General features: G+C 40.5%; 14 protein-coding genes. 6 read left to right on the forward strand and 8 right to left on the reverse strand.

Annotated features, from left to right (window positions below):
• Positions 1–333: 333 nt before the first annotated feature.
• Together CWB85_RS10090 and CWB85_RS10095 are read right to left on the reverse strand one after the other, a co-directional pair.
• Complete coding sequence (locus CWB85_RS10090) at positions 334–1,194, reverse strand: SMP-30/gluconolactonase/LRE family protein (RefSeq protein WP_138554795.1); 861 nt, start codon at positions 1,192–1,194, stop codon at positions 334–336.
• 13 nt (positions 1,195–1,207) lie between these two features.
• Positions 1,208–1,633 carry a hypothetical protein gene (locus tag CWB85_RS10095; RefSeq protein WP_138554796.1) on the reverse strand — a complete coding sequence of 142 codons (426 nt, stop codon included), beginning with the start codon at positions 1,631–1,633 and terminating at the stop codon, positions 1,208–1,210.
• A 265-nt stretch (positions 1,634–1,898) separates the two neighbouring features.
• Here CWB85_RS10095 and curA point away from each other — a divergent pair, with 265 nt between their 5' ends.
• Together curA and CWB85_RS10105 are read left to right on the forward strand one after the other, a co-directional pair.
• A complete protein-coding gene (gene curA, locus CWB85_RS10100; RefSeq protein WP_016706387.1) occupies positions 1,899–2,930 on the forward strand; it encodes an NADPH-dependent curcumin/dihydrocurcumin reductase in 1,032 nt (343 codons plus the stop codon).
• Positions 2,931–2,971: 41 nt separating this feature from the next.
• Positions 2,972–3,589: a glutathione S-transferase family protein gene (locus CWB85_RS10105; RefSeq protein ID WP_016706388.1), complete on the forward strand. Its 618-nt coding sequence runs from the start codon at positions 2,972–2,974 to the stop codon at positions 3,587–3,589.
• 65 nt (positions 3,590–3,654) lie between these two features.
• On the opposite strand, the gene CWB85_RS10110 is transcribed toward CWB85_RS10105, so the two are convergent.
• Both CWB85_RS10110 and CWB85_RS10115 read right to left on the reverse strand, forming a co-directional pair.
• A complete protein-coding gene (locus tag CWB85_RS10110; protein ID WP_016706389.1) occupies positions 3,655–4,323 on the reverse strand; it encodes a response regulator in 669 nt (222 codons plus the stop codon).
• Positions 4,316–5,638 carry a DUF4118 domain-containing protein gene (locus CWB85_RS10115; protein ID WP_138554797.1) on the reverse strand — a complete coding sequence of 441 codons (1,323 nt, stop codon included), beginning with the start codon at positions 5,636–5,638 and terminating at the stop codon, positions 4,316–4,318. The genes CWB85_RS10110 and CWB85_RS10115 overlap by 8 nt, the downstream gene beginning before the upstream one ends.
• Positions 5,639–5,819: 181 nt before the next feature.
• On the opposite strand from CWB85_RS10115, the gene CWB85_RS10120 reads away from it, so the two are divergent.
• Positions 5,820–6,479, forward strand: coding sequence for a potassium channel family protein (locus tag CWB85_RS10120; RefSeq protein WP_016706391.1), 660 nt, complete (start codon positions 5,820–5,822; stop codon positions 6,477–6,479).
• Entirely contained in the window at positions 6,476–7,843 is a 1,368-nt protein-coding gene (locus tag CWB85_RS10125; protein ID WP_016706392.1) for a TrkH family potassium uptake protein, read from the forward strand. The genes CWB85_RS10120 and CWB85_RS10125 overlap by 4 nt, the downstream gene beginning before the upstream one ends.
• Before the next feature lie 101 nt (positions 7,844–7,944).
• Here CWB85_RS10125 and CWB85_RS10130 read toward each other — a convergent pair whose 3' ends face one another.
• The 3 genes from CWB85_RS10130 to CWB85_RS10140 form a co-directional block, all read right to left on the reverse strand.
• Positions 7,945–8,271, reverse strand: coding sequence for a YkgJ family cysteine cluster protein (locus tag CWB85_RS10130; RefSeq protein WP_016706393.1), 327 nt, complete (start codon positions 8,269–8,271; stop codon positions 7,945–7,947).
• A gap of 45 nt (positions 8,272–8,316) precedes the next feature.
• The gene (locus tag CWB85_RS10135) at positions 8,317–10,254 is read right to left on the reverse strand and encodes a RecQ family ATP-dependent DNA helicase (RefSeq protein ID WP_016706394.1); all 1,938 of its coding nucleotides are present in this window, start codon (positions 10,252–10,254) and stop codon (positions 8,317–8,319) included.
• Between the two features lie 369 nt (positions 10,255–10,623).
• A complete protein-coding gene (locus CWB85_RS10140) occupies positions 10,624–11,556 on the reverse strand; it encodes a hypothetical protein (protein WP_016706395.1) in 933 nt (310 codons plus the stop codon).
• 671 nt (positions 11,557–12,227) lie between these two features.
• Between CWB85_RS10140 and CWB85_RS10145 the strand changes: the two genes are divergently transcribed.
• Positions 12,228–13,532: an NAD(P)/FAD-dependent oxidoreductase gene (locus CWB85_RS10145; protein ID WP_016706397.1), complete on the forward strand. Its 1,305-nt coding sequence runs from the start codon at positions 12,228–12,230 to the stop codon at positions 13,530–13,532.
• A gap of 298 nt (positions 13,533–13,830) precedes the next feature.
• On the opposite strand, the gene CWB85_RS10150 is transcribed toward CWB85_RS10145, so the two are convergent.
• Positions 13,831–14,805, reverse strand: a complete 975-nt coding sequence (locus CWB85_RS10150; RefSeq protein ID WP_138554798.1) for a transposase — start codon at positions 14,803–14,805, stop codon at positions 13,831–13,833.
• 244 nt (positions 14,806–15,049) lie between these two features.
• Between CWB85_RS10150 and CWB85_RS10155 the strand changes: the two genes are divergently transcribed.
• The gene (locus tag CWB85_RS10155; RefSeq protein WP_016706399.1) at positions 15,050–16,555 is read left to right on the forward strand and encodes a phospholipase effector Tle1 domain-containing protein; all 1,506 of its coding nucleotides are present in this window, start codon (positions 15,050–15,052) and stop codon (positions 16,553–16,555) included.
• The last annotated feature ends 370 nt before the right edge of the window (positions 16,556–16,925 follow it).

The following is a 16,925-nucleotide window of genomic DNA, read 5'->3' on the forward strand; positions in this document are numbered from 1 at the left end:
CAAGTCAATATAAATTATTCCAAACTAGGCTTGATTTTAAAATTTATAATTCCCTGGAAATCGTATTTTTTTGCACTTTAAATGGTAAGAAAACAAAGAATGGAATCATTTAAAACAAGGAAAACAACAGCTTGCCGCATGTAATAGCGAATACTATTTCACCACTAACACGAAACAATTTTATAGACTTAAATGAACTAAGATTGAGCTCAGGAAGAATAAAGCGGTATCAAGCTGCTTTTGCCAAGCGCACTGGGAGCATACCGACTTTGCATTAGGCGCAATTTAATTAACTGCGCTACATAGTCGGTATTTCGTTTTTACCATACACTTTTATAGCTCAATTACTTCTATCGCGCCGCGTTTTTGCATAGTAACGAACAACTTGGTTTGCTGCTCGTTAAACGCCACATTAGTGGGATGCTGCCCTGTTAACGTATAGGTGTTCAAGACTTCTCCCGCCGGACTGATTTTTAAGATCACGCCTGCGCCATAACGCGCCACAAACACATTACCTTGGTTATCTACACGCATGCCGTCCATACCATGATCAACAAACTTAATTAACGGCTGTTTATTACTGATGTTTAAATCACGATCAAGATCGTACTGCCAAATAACCCGCTGCACACTCTCATTTACATACAGCTTACTATTATCGTTATTAACCGCCACGCCATTGGTGGTGCCCATATTGTCTTCAAGTAATTGCGTACTGCCATCTGCATTAATGCGCCACAATTTACCGGTACTGTTTGCCCAATTAGGATCGCTGGCAAACAACACGCCTCGTGTGGTAATCGCTATATCATTCGGTTGGTTCATGGTTTTATTATGAGCAAAAACCTCAACACTTTGACTATTGGCAGGTACTTTTAAAATATTATGATTAACATAGTCCGCTATATATAAGTTGCCTTGGCTATCAAATTGCAAACCATTACCAACGCTGTCATTTGGCAGCTTAATAAATAACTGGGCTTTGCCACTGCTATCTACCTTGCCAATGGTGCCTTGCTCTGCAAAATTAACCGCGTATAAGTGTTGCTTATAAAATACTGGCCCTTCAATGCCTTGCGTGAAGATATTATCAGCAACAAAGTCACGACTGTTATTGGTGGTTGTATTAGTTGCTAAACAGGCGCTACTTAGCAAAACTGCCGCACAGCCTAATCCACAGATCATCGCTTTCATTTTATTATTATTCCTAATTTAAATTATTACTGGTGAAGATACTCAAGATGGGGTAAAAATCTACGCCGAATGACAGCGTTAATGAGCGCTGCTCACCATCTTCAAGTTTAATATTGTCAGCCAATGCCATAGGCGATATTCGTCTGCCATCGGCAAATAACGCCATTATATGCTCAGCCTGTAAAATTCGCGAACCCGACGCATCATTACGAATTGTTACCACGGCAACTCGGCGGCCTTGCTCACTGCTCATCAATACAGTGTTAACTACACTAAAGTCACTCACTTTAGGTCTTACATTATTATCATTTTCAAAACTAAACGGTATTCCTTGCAGCGCAACCTGATCCACACACAAGACCTCGTCATTTGCCTGCGCGGCAAAACAAGTTAGGCCACTACTCATCATGGCTAATAATATAAACAGTTGTTTTACCATGTCATTCCCTTGTTAATAGGATCAAATTACAGATTATTTTTAACACAACTTGTTCCCAAATTACAACAACTAACAGTCACTATTGCACAACTGCAAAAGTGATTCTCCATATAGCGATAAACTAAACTATGCTAAGTGTTGAATTTATAGCGCTTAGCCCTAAGTTCATTACTGTGTTCTCAATACGCTGCAACAACATAGCTACTGAGCATTTAGATTTACAGTAACTATGCAGCACTCTCTTAACTGGATATGGAAAACGATTATGCCAACTATCTCAAACAAACAATTTACCCTTAAGTCTCGCCCGCATGGTGCGCCAACACAGGATAACTTTGAACTAAAAAGCGTGTCACTCCCCGAGCTTAAACAAGGCGAAGTATTACTACGCACTATTTATTTATCGCTAGACCCTTACATGCGCGGTCGTATGAGTGATGCAAAATCGTATGCGGAGCCTGTGGCAATTGGCGATGTGATGGTCGGTGCTACAGTGTGTCAAATTGAGCAATCGAATAATGAAAAGTTTGCTGTCGGTGACTGGGTGCTGGCTTATACAGGCTGGCAAGAATATGCAATTTCAGATGGTGAAGGATTAATGCCGCTGGGTAAAGAGCCCAGCCACCCATCCTACGCGCTAGGTATTATGGGCATGCCTGGCTTTACTGCATACATGGGGCTACTAGATATCGGCGCGCCAAAAACAGGTGAAACAGTGGTGGTTGCCGCGGCAACAGGCCCTGTTGGCGCGACAGTAGGGCAAATTGCCAAGCTCAAAGGCTGTAAGGTAGTCGGCGTTGCAGGTGGGAGTGAGAAATGCCAATACGCCGTTGAAAAGCTTGGTTTTGATGCCTGTATTGATCATCGAGCTGATGATTTTGCAGAGCAATTAACTTCAGCCTGTGATGCAGGTATTGATGTTTATTATGAAAATGTGGGCGGAAAAGTGTTTGACGCCGTATTACCTTTACTAAATACCGCAGCACGCGTTCCACTATGTGGTTTAGTGTCGCAATATAATGCCACCGAGCAACCACAAGGCCCGGATCGAATGGGTGCGCTAATGGGGCAAATTCTCACCAAACGAATTCGTATGCAAGGCTTTATTATTTTTGACGATTACGGCCACCGTTATGATGAGTTTGCAACTGATATGCAAAAGTGGCTTAGCGAGGGCAAAATTCATTATCGCGAACACTTAGTAACAGGCTTTGAAAATACCGTATCTGCATTTAACGATATGATTGACGGCAAGAACTTTGGCAAAACGGTAGTACAAGTAAATAAGCCACTTTAAATTTACCCTGCGCGGCAACGGCTGCGCTTATAAGGATCACCATGATCAAATTACATCACTTAAATAAATCACGCTCTAAACGTATTATTTGGCTACTTGAAGAGCTTGAGATTGATTACGAAATTATTGCCTATCAACGTAATAGCGAGACTTTCCTAGCACCAGATGAGCTGAAAGCGATTCATCCATTGGGTAAATCGCCAGTAATTGAAGACAACGGCCAAGTGATTACTGAATCAGGTGCTATTACTGACTATTTAATCACGCAATATGGTAATGGTAAGTTTGCACCAAACCGAGACAGTAAAGACTATATTGATTATCAGCAGTGGCTACACTTCGCTGAAAGCTCGGCCATGGTGCCGTTTTTACTTAAACTATTTATTACCAAAGATGGTTGTAAAACTAACTTTATCGCGGACTACGCTGATCACGAAATTGGCAAAATTTTAAGCTATATCAACTTAAGACTAACCGGCAAAAGCTACTTAGTGGGTGAGCAATTAACGGGTGCCGACTTTATGTTGTCGTTTGTGGTTGAAAAAGTAGCCGAAACGGGCGCTATTAGCCATTTTCCTGAAATTGCCCGCTACTTAGAGCAATTAAAGAGCCATGAAAAATATCACACCGCCGATGAGCTAGAAGCAAAATACGGTTAAGCCAGCATCACAGCTAGTTTAAAGGGGTGTAAAGCCCCTTTACACGCGAATCTTTTCAGGCAAGATTAATCAACTAACCGATACCCCACGGCAGGCTCTGTAAGTAAATGCTTTGGGCTGGCTGGGTTTGCTTCTAGTTTCTGCCTTAGCTGAGCCATATGCACTCGGATATATTCAGGCCGATTAATATATTGCTCTCCCCATACTTGGCTTAATATTGCATTGTGGGTGAGCACTTTGTCTTTGTTTTGCAGCATCAACAATAAAATTGCATATTCTTTTTTGGTAAGTTTAACTTCTTGTTGCGCCACCATAACCAGGTGTTTATGTGGATCAATGCTAATACTACCACAGCTTAAAGCTGCGCTCGTTTGCGTATTCGTGCGCAGTAACACACGAATACGCGCTAGTAATTCGTTGGCACTAAAAGGCTTTGTTAGGTAATCATTCGCGCCATTATCAAGAGCGGTGACTTTTTCAACTTCACCATCACGTGCTGAGAGCACGAGCACTGGTAACTGGCTCCACTGCCTAAGTTCTAATAGCCAATCTTGCCCATCCATATCCTGTAAGCCTAAGTCCAAGAGCACGAGATCAAACTGTTGCTCACTTAAAAGCGCAAAGCCATCAAGCCCTTTAGCACTCACACTCACTTGGTAGCCACTGGCAGCTAATAGGGTTTTTAAAAAGCTTTGCAGTGGCGGCGAATCTTCTAACGCTAGAATATTAATCATGTAACTTACTCCATGCTAAACAGGCACTGGCGCTTTGTTGTTGTTCATTGATTTCTAAAGTAAAACGCCCATGATGAAATTTAGCAACCACATCACAAATTACACTGCCCAAACCAACCCCTTGATCAGTGCTTGATGGCAATGAACTTGCTAATTGATTGGTGATCCGTAATTGATAGTCAATTTGCTGCGCATCTTGCTGATAGCTAAAACTGAGCGTCGCGTGGCCATTTCCGTAGCGGCTAGCATTTTCAAACATGTTAGCCAACGCAATTTCGAGTAGGGTGATATCCCCTTGGCAACTGTCTTGTTCACTGATCGCTGTGGTGAGCTCAAAATTAATTAACAACTGCTGGCGGCGTGCCTGAGCCTCACTGATCAAGGTTTGCAAACTGATGCTTTGCCATTGCAAGTCTTCGCCCATTTTATTGACCCGACTAAGCTCCATAACCTTATCAAAATGCTCATTGAGAATTTTACTTTGCTCAAAAATATTACGTGCTTGCTCTACAGCCATTTCTTCATTAAGTACAATGTTTTCATCCGCGAGCATACTCGATGCCCCCATAATCGTAGCCAGTGGGGTTCGTAAGTCATGGGACAAACTACGCAACAAAGCATTTTTAGCACGCTCAAGCTCGGCTTGCACAGAGATAGCAGCCGATTGTTGGCGCAACTTCGTGTTCTCATGCGCCTGATATAGCACTGAAATAGCAGTGTTTAAAAATGCACTTCTCGCCTCATCCAGCGACTGTGATGCAGTAAAACCGCCCCAACAACTATCAATTTCACCGTTCACAAAATAACACCTTGATTGTGGCTGCTTAACCGGTATAACTTGCCACCAATCGAGAGTAATATGCAGATGGTGCTCAACAGTTGTTTGAAAATAGCCGCGCTGGCTATCAATTTCATCGAGGCCATTTAACCCTTTGGCAAGCTCGTATAGGCAACTTGTATTACTAGCATGCTGTTTAATGTCATTAATTTTACTCGTCAGTTGACCTGCTAATTGACTTATCACTAATCCTACTATCAGCATGACCGCAAAGGTCACTACATACTCAATATTTTCAATATGAAAAGTAAAATAGGGGGTTACAAAAAACCAATCGGTGCAAGCTACACTGACCAAGGTAGTAATTGCCGCCACACGACGATTGCTGCGCAGTGCCACCAACGTGACCCACACTAATTGCAACATCACAATATCGGTGGTGGTAAACCAATCCCGCACAGGAAAAATAGCCAGCACAATCAGTATTGGCATCAGTACACTCGCAGCAATAGCACTGAGGTATTGTTTTATCTTCATTTTTTGCTCTTCAAAAACGCATACCCTAGCTTACTGCGATAACTGAGCAGCGACTATAAAGTTTTTATAAAGTTTTTTACCCTGAGTATTAAATCTTTATAAAGCTTAACCCATAGCCACTGACTTTTATTTTTCGCGCCTTACACTCTGCGAGTCTTTTAACTTTCAATGAGTATTCAACATGGCGCAGTTTGCAGTAATTGGTTTAGGGCGGTTCGGTGTAACCGCTTGTTTAGAGCTGGCTCATCAAGGGCATCATGTTTGCGCTGCTGATATAAGTGACAGCACAGTAAATCATTATGCTCATCAGCTTAGCTATACCGTAGTGATAGACGCCAGTGATGAAGCGCAATTGGCTCGCCTTGATTTAATTAGCTGCCAAGCCGTTTTAGTCGCTATTGGCGAAAACATTGAAGCCAGTATTTTATGTGTATTACACCTTAAAAACTTAGGGGTAAAAGAGATTTGGGTGAAAGCCTGCACGAAAAGTCATCATCAAATATTGAGTAAGTTGGGTGTCTCTCGAATTATCCATCCAGAAGAAGAAATGGGCGTACGCGTTGCGCAAGCGCTTAATTACCCTATGGTAAATCAATATTTTGCTCTTACTCAGAGCACTTTTATTGTAGAGCTGGCGATTGATTTACATCTATCAGGGCGCACCATCGGCTGGTTATTAAAAGAGCGCGGTAGTGATATTAAACCACTTACCCTACGCCGTGACGAATATTTTAATACAGAATTAAATTTAGATACCGAGCTGCGCCACGGTGACAGTTTAGTGTTATTGGGCTCAAAAACCTACCTAACAAAACTAGCCAAAAGGTTCAAAGTACTATGATCAACTGGCAGGCAAACAGCTACCCTAAAACCTTTGTACAAGGAACTAACTATAAGCAGCGTAAATTAAATCCGCCGCTTATATTAACCTGTGGCTTTATTGTTTTAATTATTATCGGTACCGGTTTGTTACTTACTCCACTTGCCAGCACCAAGCCACTGAGCCTAATGCAAGCTATGTTTACCGCCACGTCAGCAGTGACAGTAACAGGGCTTGTGGTAATTGACACGGGGACCGCACTGACATTATTTGGCCAAAGTGTTGTTATGGTACTCATTCAAATTGGTGGCATTGGCTTTATGACGGTTGCAGTTATTTCACTCTTAAGCTTAGGTAAAACGCTGGGCTTACAACAGCGACTATTAGCAAGTACAGCTCTTGACACTAACGACTTATCGGGTGTGATAAAAGTGGCTAAATATGTGGTGGTTTATTCTTTAATTATTGAAAGTATCGCTTTTCTACTACTTTGGGCTAGTTGGTTTGATGACTACGGCATTTGGCACAGCGCTTATCAAAGCCTGTTTTACACCATATCAGCCTTTAACAATGCAGGCTTTGCATTAAGTCCTGACAGCCTGAGTCAGTTTCGTGGTGATTTTATGGTCAATTTAGTGATCACTGTGTTATTTATAACAGGCGGGTTAGGTTTTACTGTACTGATCGACATTTACCAGCAACGTCGCTGGCAAAAGTTAGCAACCAATACCCGTATTGTTCTACTTGCAACCTTAATCATTAATAGCTTAGCCTTTGTACTAATATTTTTATTTGAATACACAAACCCACTTACTTTAGCTAACTTGTCAATCAATGAACAACTTCTCAGCGCCTGGTTTCAAGCCGTCACACCTCGTACAGCAGGGTTTAATACACTACCAATTGACTCACTGACTACCGACTCAACATTATTTACTATGTTGCTAATGATGATTGGCGGCGGTTCAGTTAGCACCGCCAGTGGGATCAAGTTAGGCACTTTTGTCATTTTATTATTAGCCATGTACAGCTACCTACGCCAACACGCTACGGTGACTATATTCAACCGCCAGCTCAGTGACAAACTAGTTATCAAAGCATTAAGCGTGATGATTTTATATATGTTTATCGCCTTCACCAGCATTATGATCATCGCCCGCATCGAACCATTAGCCGTGATGGATATTAGTTTTGAAGTAATTTCAGCACTGAGCACCGTTGGCCTTTCAAGAGGCATTACAAGTGAGCTTGGCACCTCGAGTCAATGCTTGATCATACTATTAATGATTATTGGCCGCGTTGGCCCACTAACATTCGCCTATTGCTTTGCCAAACAAAAAAAGCAACCGCTAACCTACCCAGTCACCTCAATTCAAATTGGTTAATAAACAACGTTGATATTAATAGCAAAGACACCCACCTTTAATTCATGGAAGAATTAAAGGAAGTAAATTTTTGAAAGTGAAACTTCACTTTACAAGGCAATTCAGATCCCTGCGATATCACGCTCGGTGACACATTCGTCAGATGCCATTTCAAATTCGCGGCATACTAACGGACGATTTTCGTAAATTGAACACATTAAGGTATTACGATCAAGAGCTTGACACCAACCGTCTGCAGCGCGTTTCATCACTTCACTGCCCCATTTATCATATGCAATATAATGAAATGGCACGCCAGTATCAGTTACAATACGTACTTCCAACTGGCAACAACAAGCTTGGCAGTTCGCGCAGGTAACAAGTTCTTTAGCTGACGTAATATTTTTTACTGCAATGGCATTTTTGTCGGGGCGAACTATGTGGGGCATAAAGGCTTACTTTTAAGAATAAGCCTCTAGCATACCTGAGTGAGTTTAGCGTGCCAGCAATTTCGCTTTTATTTCACTGTAACGCTGTTGTTCACATAAGCCAAACCCGCTAAGCTGGCGAACTTTATTACGGGCAAATAACGGTACACTCATACCTGCTAAAAAGCGGCACTGGGTTTCAATACCTAGGTTATTTATACCTTTACTCGCGAGGTGACTAATTAATTCATCAACCTTTTGATAAATGACAGCATCGTCAGCAAAGTGGTGAGCGAGAGAGTATTCAAGTGTTACAGCTTGGCCTCTACATACCGAACAATGGCCGCATTGCTGCGGTGCTTGGTTATCATCAAAATAACGAGCAAGGTTATAGCTTAAACATGTTCTGAGTTCAAAAAAGCGAATTAATGCGCCAATACGTTTGATCTCTGCTTGCTCTTTACCTACAAAGTAAGCATGTAACTGCTGTGCTAACTCAGGGTTACTAATAACGTGACTATGTACTTGATAGACTTGGGTGATTCGCTTTGTTTCAAGGGCTATTAAATTTTTCTCGGCTAAGTAATCTAGGGCTGCAACTACCCGTTTTCGATCAACCTGAGCGGTTTGGGTAAGGGTATCAAAATTTAACGTACCCCAGATTTTTTTAAATTGAGTATGGCTGAATATTAAATTTAAAAACTCTTGGCGGGCTGCGTCAAAATGACTTAATAATGCGGCTTTATCTTCTAAAAACTTATATTTAAAGTCAGCGTAATAAGCGTATAGCGGCGTTATTGCACCTTGCATCTCCAGCTGTACGAGTAAGGTTTTTAGCGCTAACTGACGAATATTACTGTCGCTTGAGAGACTGTATTCCTGCATCTCCCACTGCTGTTGTTGATCTTGGTGTTGACGAATATCATTTATAACAAATTCAATACCATTAAGCTCAGGGGTGTCACCATAAACAAAGTTTTCAACCGTGTTTAAGCCATCTAAATTAGCCAACGTAAAACATTGTGATGACTGTCCGTCACGTCCTGCACGGCCAATTTCTTGGCTGTAGTTTTCAATCGATTTTGGTAAATCATAGTGAATAACAAAGCGAATGTCTGACTTATCAACCCCCATGCCAAACGCAATTGTGGCAACAACCACATTAATTTTACCCGCCATAAAGTCATCTTGAATATTGTACCGTAAGGTGTCTTCAAGCCCAGCATGATAAGCCACAGCATGTAAGCCTTGGCGGCTAAGTGCTTCAGCGACTTGTTCAGCGGTATGCTGCAAAGTCACATAAACAATGCCTGGGCCTTGTTGATCGCGAACAATTTTAGCGAGTGTACTGGCTTTTTCAGCCGTTTTAACACTCAAGACTGATAAATCTAAATTAGCGCGATAAAATCCAGTTTGAACAATACATTCTGGTGCAATTGCAAAACGTTCGCTCATATCACGCTTTACTTTTTTAGTAGCAGTAGCCGTTAATAGCAATACGAGAGGAATATTTAACTCATCACGATAACGTGGTAGCTTTAAATAATCAGGCCTAAAGTTATGGCCCCATTCAGAAATACAGTGCGCTTCATCAACCACCAGCATAGAAATAGCAATTTGATTAATAAACTCACGAAATCGCTCATTTTTAAAGCGCTCTACCGACACCATCAGAATTTTCACTTTACCTGAGCGCACATCAGCCATAACGGTATGGCTTTGCTCTGCTGTTTGGCTTGAATCTAAACTCGCTGCGTAAATGCCTTTGGTATTTAAAAAGCTGATTTGATCTTTCATCAAGGCCAATAGCGGCGAAACCACTAAGGTTAAATTTGGTAAATGTAACGCTGTCAGCTGGTAACACAAAGACTTACCAGAGCCGGTCGGAAAGATAGCCAGAGATGATTGATTATTTAACAGCTGCTCAATCGTTTGTTGCTGGCCTTGGCGAAATTGATTAAAACCAAAATGCTGCTCAAGCGAGGAAAGTAACGTATCGCTCATAATATTTCCTTTATTAAATTCCCTAATAAAGGAAATCATAGTTTGAAAATTCAATATTCGCTATGGTAACTTTATTTTAGTTTTGTTTCTTGGCTTATCTGGGGCGTGTTGATCTTTCGAAGTTACTTTTTCAGCGGTGTATTTGAGTTTAGGCAAGGCTGCAAAAATGCAGTTTAGTTATGGACGGTAATTGTTCCACGGTTATTCTGCATCATGCAGTAGTGCGATTGCACAGCTTATAGTTGTAAATGCAGTGCCAAGAAATTTAAATATCTCTTGTATTACTTGAATAGTTGGATGGTTGGATGGGGTAAGGAAGAATAATCGCCCTATATAGTTTTTCTACACAAGGCAATTATCACGTTACGATTAATTACAGCTATAATTTACTACACACTTTTGCCCCTCTGAATCACAATCCATTTTTTCGGCACGGCAAGTCTTTGAATCACCACCACTCCCACCAGAAATAGTAACCATCGTTCCAAGTGATTCAATATACCTAAAGAAAGCGTCTCCGTATGCGCCAGAAAATGACTTATCTCTTAATTCGAAAGAAGACATTGGCACAAGTTCATCATTTTCATCACGAGCTTGTCCAAGTCCTGTAACATCAAGTTCCACATTTCCATTAACAAGTTTTATCGAAAATTTAACTTCTATTTTCGTACCATCAGAAAAACTAACTATCACATAAGTATTATTAATTGCTGCTATCGCAACTCCCGCAACCACTGCACTGGCCGATATACTCGTATTACCAGCTAATATCTCAGCTATAGCTTTAGCATTGTGTATCTTTGTAGATATTCTACCGTCACTATAAACAAAATGTTCTATTTGAGATATAAAAGCGTTTTTATGTAAAAGGGCTTCATAAACACTTCTAAAAGCAAATGAATCATCTAACTGATACCCACCGTTAAGAACATTAGTGATACCATTATATTCACTTTTAATATCTTTAAGCCGTTGGTTGGAAGTTTGATCGTTTGAGTTTACCATTACGTCCAGTGTGGTTTGTTCGCTATTACCACCCCAACCATCACCTCCCCCGAAAGAAGCAGAGCTAACAGATACGGTAACTTTAGAATAAACGCCCCTTCCTAGATCGAGGTAAGCCATATTATACTCACCAATAGGTGCATGAAGATACATGGTTCTAGCATGAGTTCGAATATCGGTTTGACTACAGTAATCACATTTGACTACTGAACTGGCGAGTATTTCTGGGGTAGCTGCCTGTACTTTAAATAGAGTTAAAAATAAAACAAAAATAGTGATATTAATTAGCATCTTCATTTAAGTAATTCCCTTATACTTTTAATCATATCAAAGTAGCGAACTCACGTTATAACTCGATCCCGAAGCATAACAATAGCCCTTTGTACACTAACTTATTATTGAACGCTTACTATTCGTATATTGCCTTACTGCACTTCGAATTAATCTTCGAAATACCGCACACATTGAACAACAATTAAACAATTAAATAAGAAAATTGTCAAATTTAGCTTAACTCACTAACTATTTTAAGCCTTAAAATATCAGGGCGCGAACATGCTTTGTGAATGATATAAATCAAATAACAACTCATCTCTAAAAATAAGAAAAACAATCTATTAACATTTACTTCTTATAGTCTTTTGCTATTTATATATTGTTTTACCATGCTTCTTTTCACTCTGAAAAATACAGCTATATACTGCGCACTTAGTGATTCATGTATTGACTGACATCTTCTTTGAAAACCACAGCTAATATCCAGTACTATGGATTTCCTGTAAGCCTATGATGATTGATAACTTTGTTGTTTAGAATGATTATTTTACTGACAAATCAATTTAAAAGGCGCATTATTAAAGCGTTGCTTGAAAAGGTGTTTTAACGCTTCAGCCTGCTCAATACCTAAGTATTCTTTGCCTTGAGCCACCAAAAGAGTATTTAGGTATAATTCTTTTGAGGGCAACGTAATGATAACAACACATCCTAAAATCGTGATCATCGGTGGCGGTGCTGGCGGCTTAGAGCTAGCAACGCAATTAGGACATAAACTAGGAAAGAAAAAACAAGCCGATATTCTACTTATAGATAAAAACCGCACTCACATTTGGAAGCCGTTACTTCATGAAGTAGCAACGGGCTCTATTGATGCCGATTTAGATGGTGTAGTTTACTCAGCCCATGCAGCAAAGCACCATTACAACTTTCAATTAGGTACTTTTTGTGCTCTAAATAATGCTGATAAAACAATAACTTTAAGCGCTTTAAATGACGAGCTAGGCCATCAAATTTTGCCACAGCGTACCGTTCATTATGACTACCTAGTCATCGCCATTGGTAGTGTAAGTAACGATTTCAACACTCCTGGTATTAAAGAGCATTGTTTTTATCTTGATTCAAATCAACAGGCTGAACGCTTTCAACACGCGCTACTCGATAACTTTACTCGCCTACATCAAGATGACGACCCACAGCACGCATTAAATATTGCCATTGTGGGGGGTGGTGCAACGGGTGTCGAGCTTTCTGCTGAGCTGTATCATGTCTCTGATCTATTAAAGCTTTACGGCCTTACAAATATGTCGGCTAAACGCTTACATATCCACTTAATTGAAGCTGGTCCGCGAATATTACCGGCCCTACCAGATAGAATTGCTAACTCTGCAAAGCGAGAGTTATTAAAGCTAGGCGTTCATGTTCGTGAAAATACCCAAGTTAAACAAGCCACTGAACAAGGTTTTATCACCAAAGATGATGAGCAGATCGATGCCGATATTATGGTATGGGCCGCTGGTGTTAAAGCCCCTGATTTTGTTAAAGAATTGGGGATTTTTGAGCTGACTCGTAATAACCAAATAATGGTCAATGACTACTTACAAAGTAACTGTGACGAGCGAATTTATGTACTGGGTGATTGCTGTGCGTTTACCCAACAAGACGGAAAACTCGTGCCACCGCGCGCGCAATCAGCTCACCAAATGGCACAATGTGTTGAAAAAAATCTAATGGCGACATTACGTCAACAACCGCTTCGCAGGTTTGAATATAATGACCATGGCTCATTGGTTAATTTATCGCGTTACAGCACTGTAGGCAGTTTAATGGGTAACCTCACCAGCAACAGCTTTTTTATCGAAGGTAGGATTGCCCGTTTTATGTATATCTCACTCTACCGCATGCACCAACGTGCTATTCATGGCAGCGCAAAAACATTTGCCCTTTGGATAAGTGAAAAAGTGCTACGAGTGGTAAGACCAAAAATGAAGCTACATTAAACACTTAAAATATTGGTGGCAGGTTGCGCACACCTCGCCACCTCTTATAAAAGACATCCACCCTTTTATCACCTCTTACACCCTTTTATAATAGACATCCACTATTAATAATTGACATCCATTTATTAATAAAGCGGCCACAACTTATCTGGTTAAGCAAGCTTGAGAGTAGGCGCGCTTTATAAAGTTAATAGAAATACGCTCTAAATAGGATTTTCAGGAAAATAGTGAAACATTTTACAACGCACATCAGCACAATATTTATTGAGGCAGGTTTAGGTGTATAACGGGCAAAAAATTATGCTAATAACTTTTCACAATTAGTAAGGTTTGAGCGCCGTTTAAAATACTTATGCTGGCAAAATAATTTTAATGACTCAGGCCGACCGACAGCTCCATGAAACACAGTAGTAAACTTACTTGTTAGCTTTAACCAATTTTTAGGCTCTATATGCAACCTTTCAAGCAGAGGGGGTAACTCCCTAGGAATATAGCCAATTTTTTCAGCACGAATACAACGTACTGTCACATCAACCAAGGTTAAATACGAAGTTAATTCAAAGGGTAAGCCTTTAGTCATTTGCTTAGTTGTCATTCCTGAAAAACGTAATAAAAATTGAGACTGCTTCCCCTTTGCAGCAGAAGTAATGCGTTTTTGAACACTTGTAAAATTTGAACTTTCAGGTGTATCGGCAATACCGGCTCGTACTGGGTTTAAATCTACATATGCCATACAAGCTATTAATGCAGGCTCATCAAGCAAGGCTTGCGATTTGAATCGGCCTTCCCAAAATCGCCCTTTACAGTTATCTTCTTTATTAGCTCGACGTGCAATATATTCATTTAACGAACGCATAAACCAGCTGATATCCATCAACCTTGCACGATACTGTTTTATATTGTCTGAGGCAATTACGGTTTCGGCTTCAGAGAGCTTCCCCCCTTTAGCAAAACGGTGTGTAATATCAGAACCTTTAAACGCTTTATGCCAACGTATAGCTATAGCTCTATCATTTACCCGCCCAGCCTTTTTGTTATCAACATGCAACACTATGTGTGTATGATTGCTCATTACTGCATAAGCACAAATATCAATAAAAAATATTGAAGCTAGACGCATTAACTTATCTTCAACCCATTGCCTTCTATGCTCATATGATTGGCCAGTATATTTATCAACTCCACATAAATGAGCCCTTCTAACACAGCGTGATACGCAATGATAATAGCGTGTGTCTACTAAACTAATTTGGCGATGCCTTGCTGTAGCCATAAATATCTCAAAAACCACGTCCCTTTATCAATACTAGCCTATTACGCTAATGCTGCAAATTCAGCTGTTATTTTTATCTGGAAAAGTGGGTGTCAGTCTAGACCGTCTTTTTAAATCATCGCTAGTACTAACAAAAGTGGGTGTCTTCTTACTATTAGAGTACAGTTAAGAGCATTAAATATTGTCTTCAAATTTTAATATTTCCCCTGTAAATTAGCATAAACCAACTGAAAGGAATGATGCTATGACGGCTAAAACGCTGATTTTCAACTTTGATGGTACCGGCAGTGAGCCCCGTGATGCTGAGCAGTTTAGTTCTGCTCATTTTAAAGAAGATGCCAGTATTTCGAACATTCTCAAGCTGCACTTATTATTCGGCGGTAGCTTGAATTTCAACCCCACAACTGTATTTAACACTCAACTTAGCTTCTATTATCAAGGAATTGGTACTAAAGGTAGTCGTTTAAAGCGGTTACTAAATCAAACCTTAGCACCTCGTGATGATGACGTAGCTAGTATTTTAAAACATGCAATAAACGACTTTAAACAAAACTACACAGCAGGTGATACTGTACTACTCACTGGCTTTAGCCGCGGTGCTGCACTTGCGAGGCGTTTTGCTAAGTGCCTAGAGCCATTAATAAGTAATAATATACATTTATGCGTGTTTGATACCGTTGCATCTATTGGATTATCTAAAGTTACCAAGGCTACTCGAGGGGCTGAACATGTTATTTTTGAAAATCATACTTTAGCCACCAATATTGACCAAGCTTTACATTGTGTCGCGCTTGATGAAAAACGTAGAGCCTTTGAGCCAACCTTAATCAACCATCAAAACAATGTTCTAGAAGTGTGGTTTGCGGGCGCGCACTCTGATATTGGAGGTGGTTATTACCGTGATGGTTTAGCCGATATTTGCTTACGTTTCGCCATTGAGTGGTTGCTAGAACTCCCTATTCCTTTAACCTTTTTGTCAAGCCAAGCTATCGATTATGCAGCACTGTTTCCTGATGGGCAAAACAGTCTGATTGCCCAGGATGATATGACTATCACCCCAGATCCATTCGCCTTGAGTCATCAACAAAACTATTTTTGGTTTAACCCGTTATTTAAGCTCATTGATCGAGAATGTATTGTGTTAGTCGATGATGAACAAAGTGAATTACGCCCAACGATTCACCATAGTGTTGCTCATCGAATAAATAAATTGACCAGCTATCGCCCAGAGTCTCTAAAAAACTTAGCCTATCAACTGCTGTATGCGGATCACAGTATGCTTAGTTTTAATGGTTTATCTGCGCATATAGCATTGCAAAGTCAAAATATGTCGGTACTTAAAATAGGCCAAAGCCAAGATGTATTGGTATACGCCTCAGAGCAATACAATGCAACAGGACTGATGCTTGAGCAGGGCGCCACCTATCGGTTTAGCCCATACCCTGAACAACTTTGGTATGATGACGGCGTAAAATGCGGCCCTCAAGGTTGGCATCGAGACAATTTACAACTGGGCGTTAAAGAGATCCCCATGGCCTTGCTTGAGCCGTTTAGGCGCCTACCACATGCAAACTGGTTCGCTTTAATTGGCGCAATCGCTCACCGTGACAATGATGCCTTTGAAATAGCCGATGGCGGTGAGTTTAAAATGACCCATTCAGGGGAGTTCACGCCTTTTGCAAATGATTTAATGCGTTTTTATGGTGCCAATGCTGGGCGTATCAAAATACACATTACCCGGCTGGGCTAAATAGCTGTCGTGTAGTTCGCGATAACCTCTTTAATATTGCCTTGATTTGTCGTGATAGCAGCATTAATTCTATCCACCTCAAGCTGTGAAACGGTCTTGCGACTGAGCATAAAATGAATGGGGTTATCGTGAATAATACCAATCGTGTTAAGTTACTGACCATTTATAGCGACAGATAAATGGCGTGATAACAAGGCATAAATTTTGACATGTAGTTGTTCTACATGAAAAATTTATAACGCAGTTAGCGCTTTATTTAGCCCGCTAGAATGGTTAAATATTTAAGTCGATTGGTATAACGCAGTTAGCGCTTTATTTAACCCGCTAGAAAGGGTAGATAGTTAAGTTAATCGGTAAACGTACTCGAATT

It is taken from the genome of Pseudoalteromonas sp. S1727, from assembly GCF_005886375.1.
Taxonomy (GTDB): Bacteria; Pseudomonadota; Gammaproteobacteria; order Enterobacterales; family Alteromonadaceae; genus Pseudoalteromonas; species Pseudoalteromonas haloplanktis.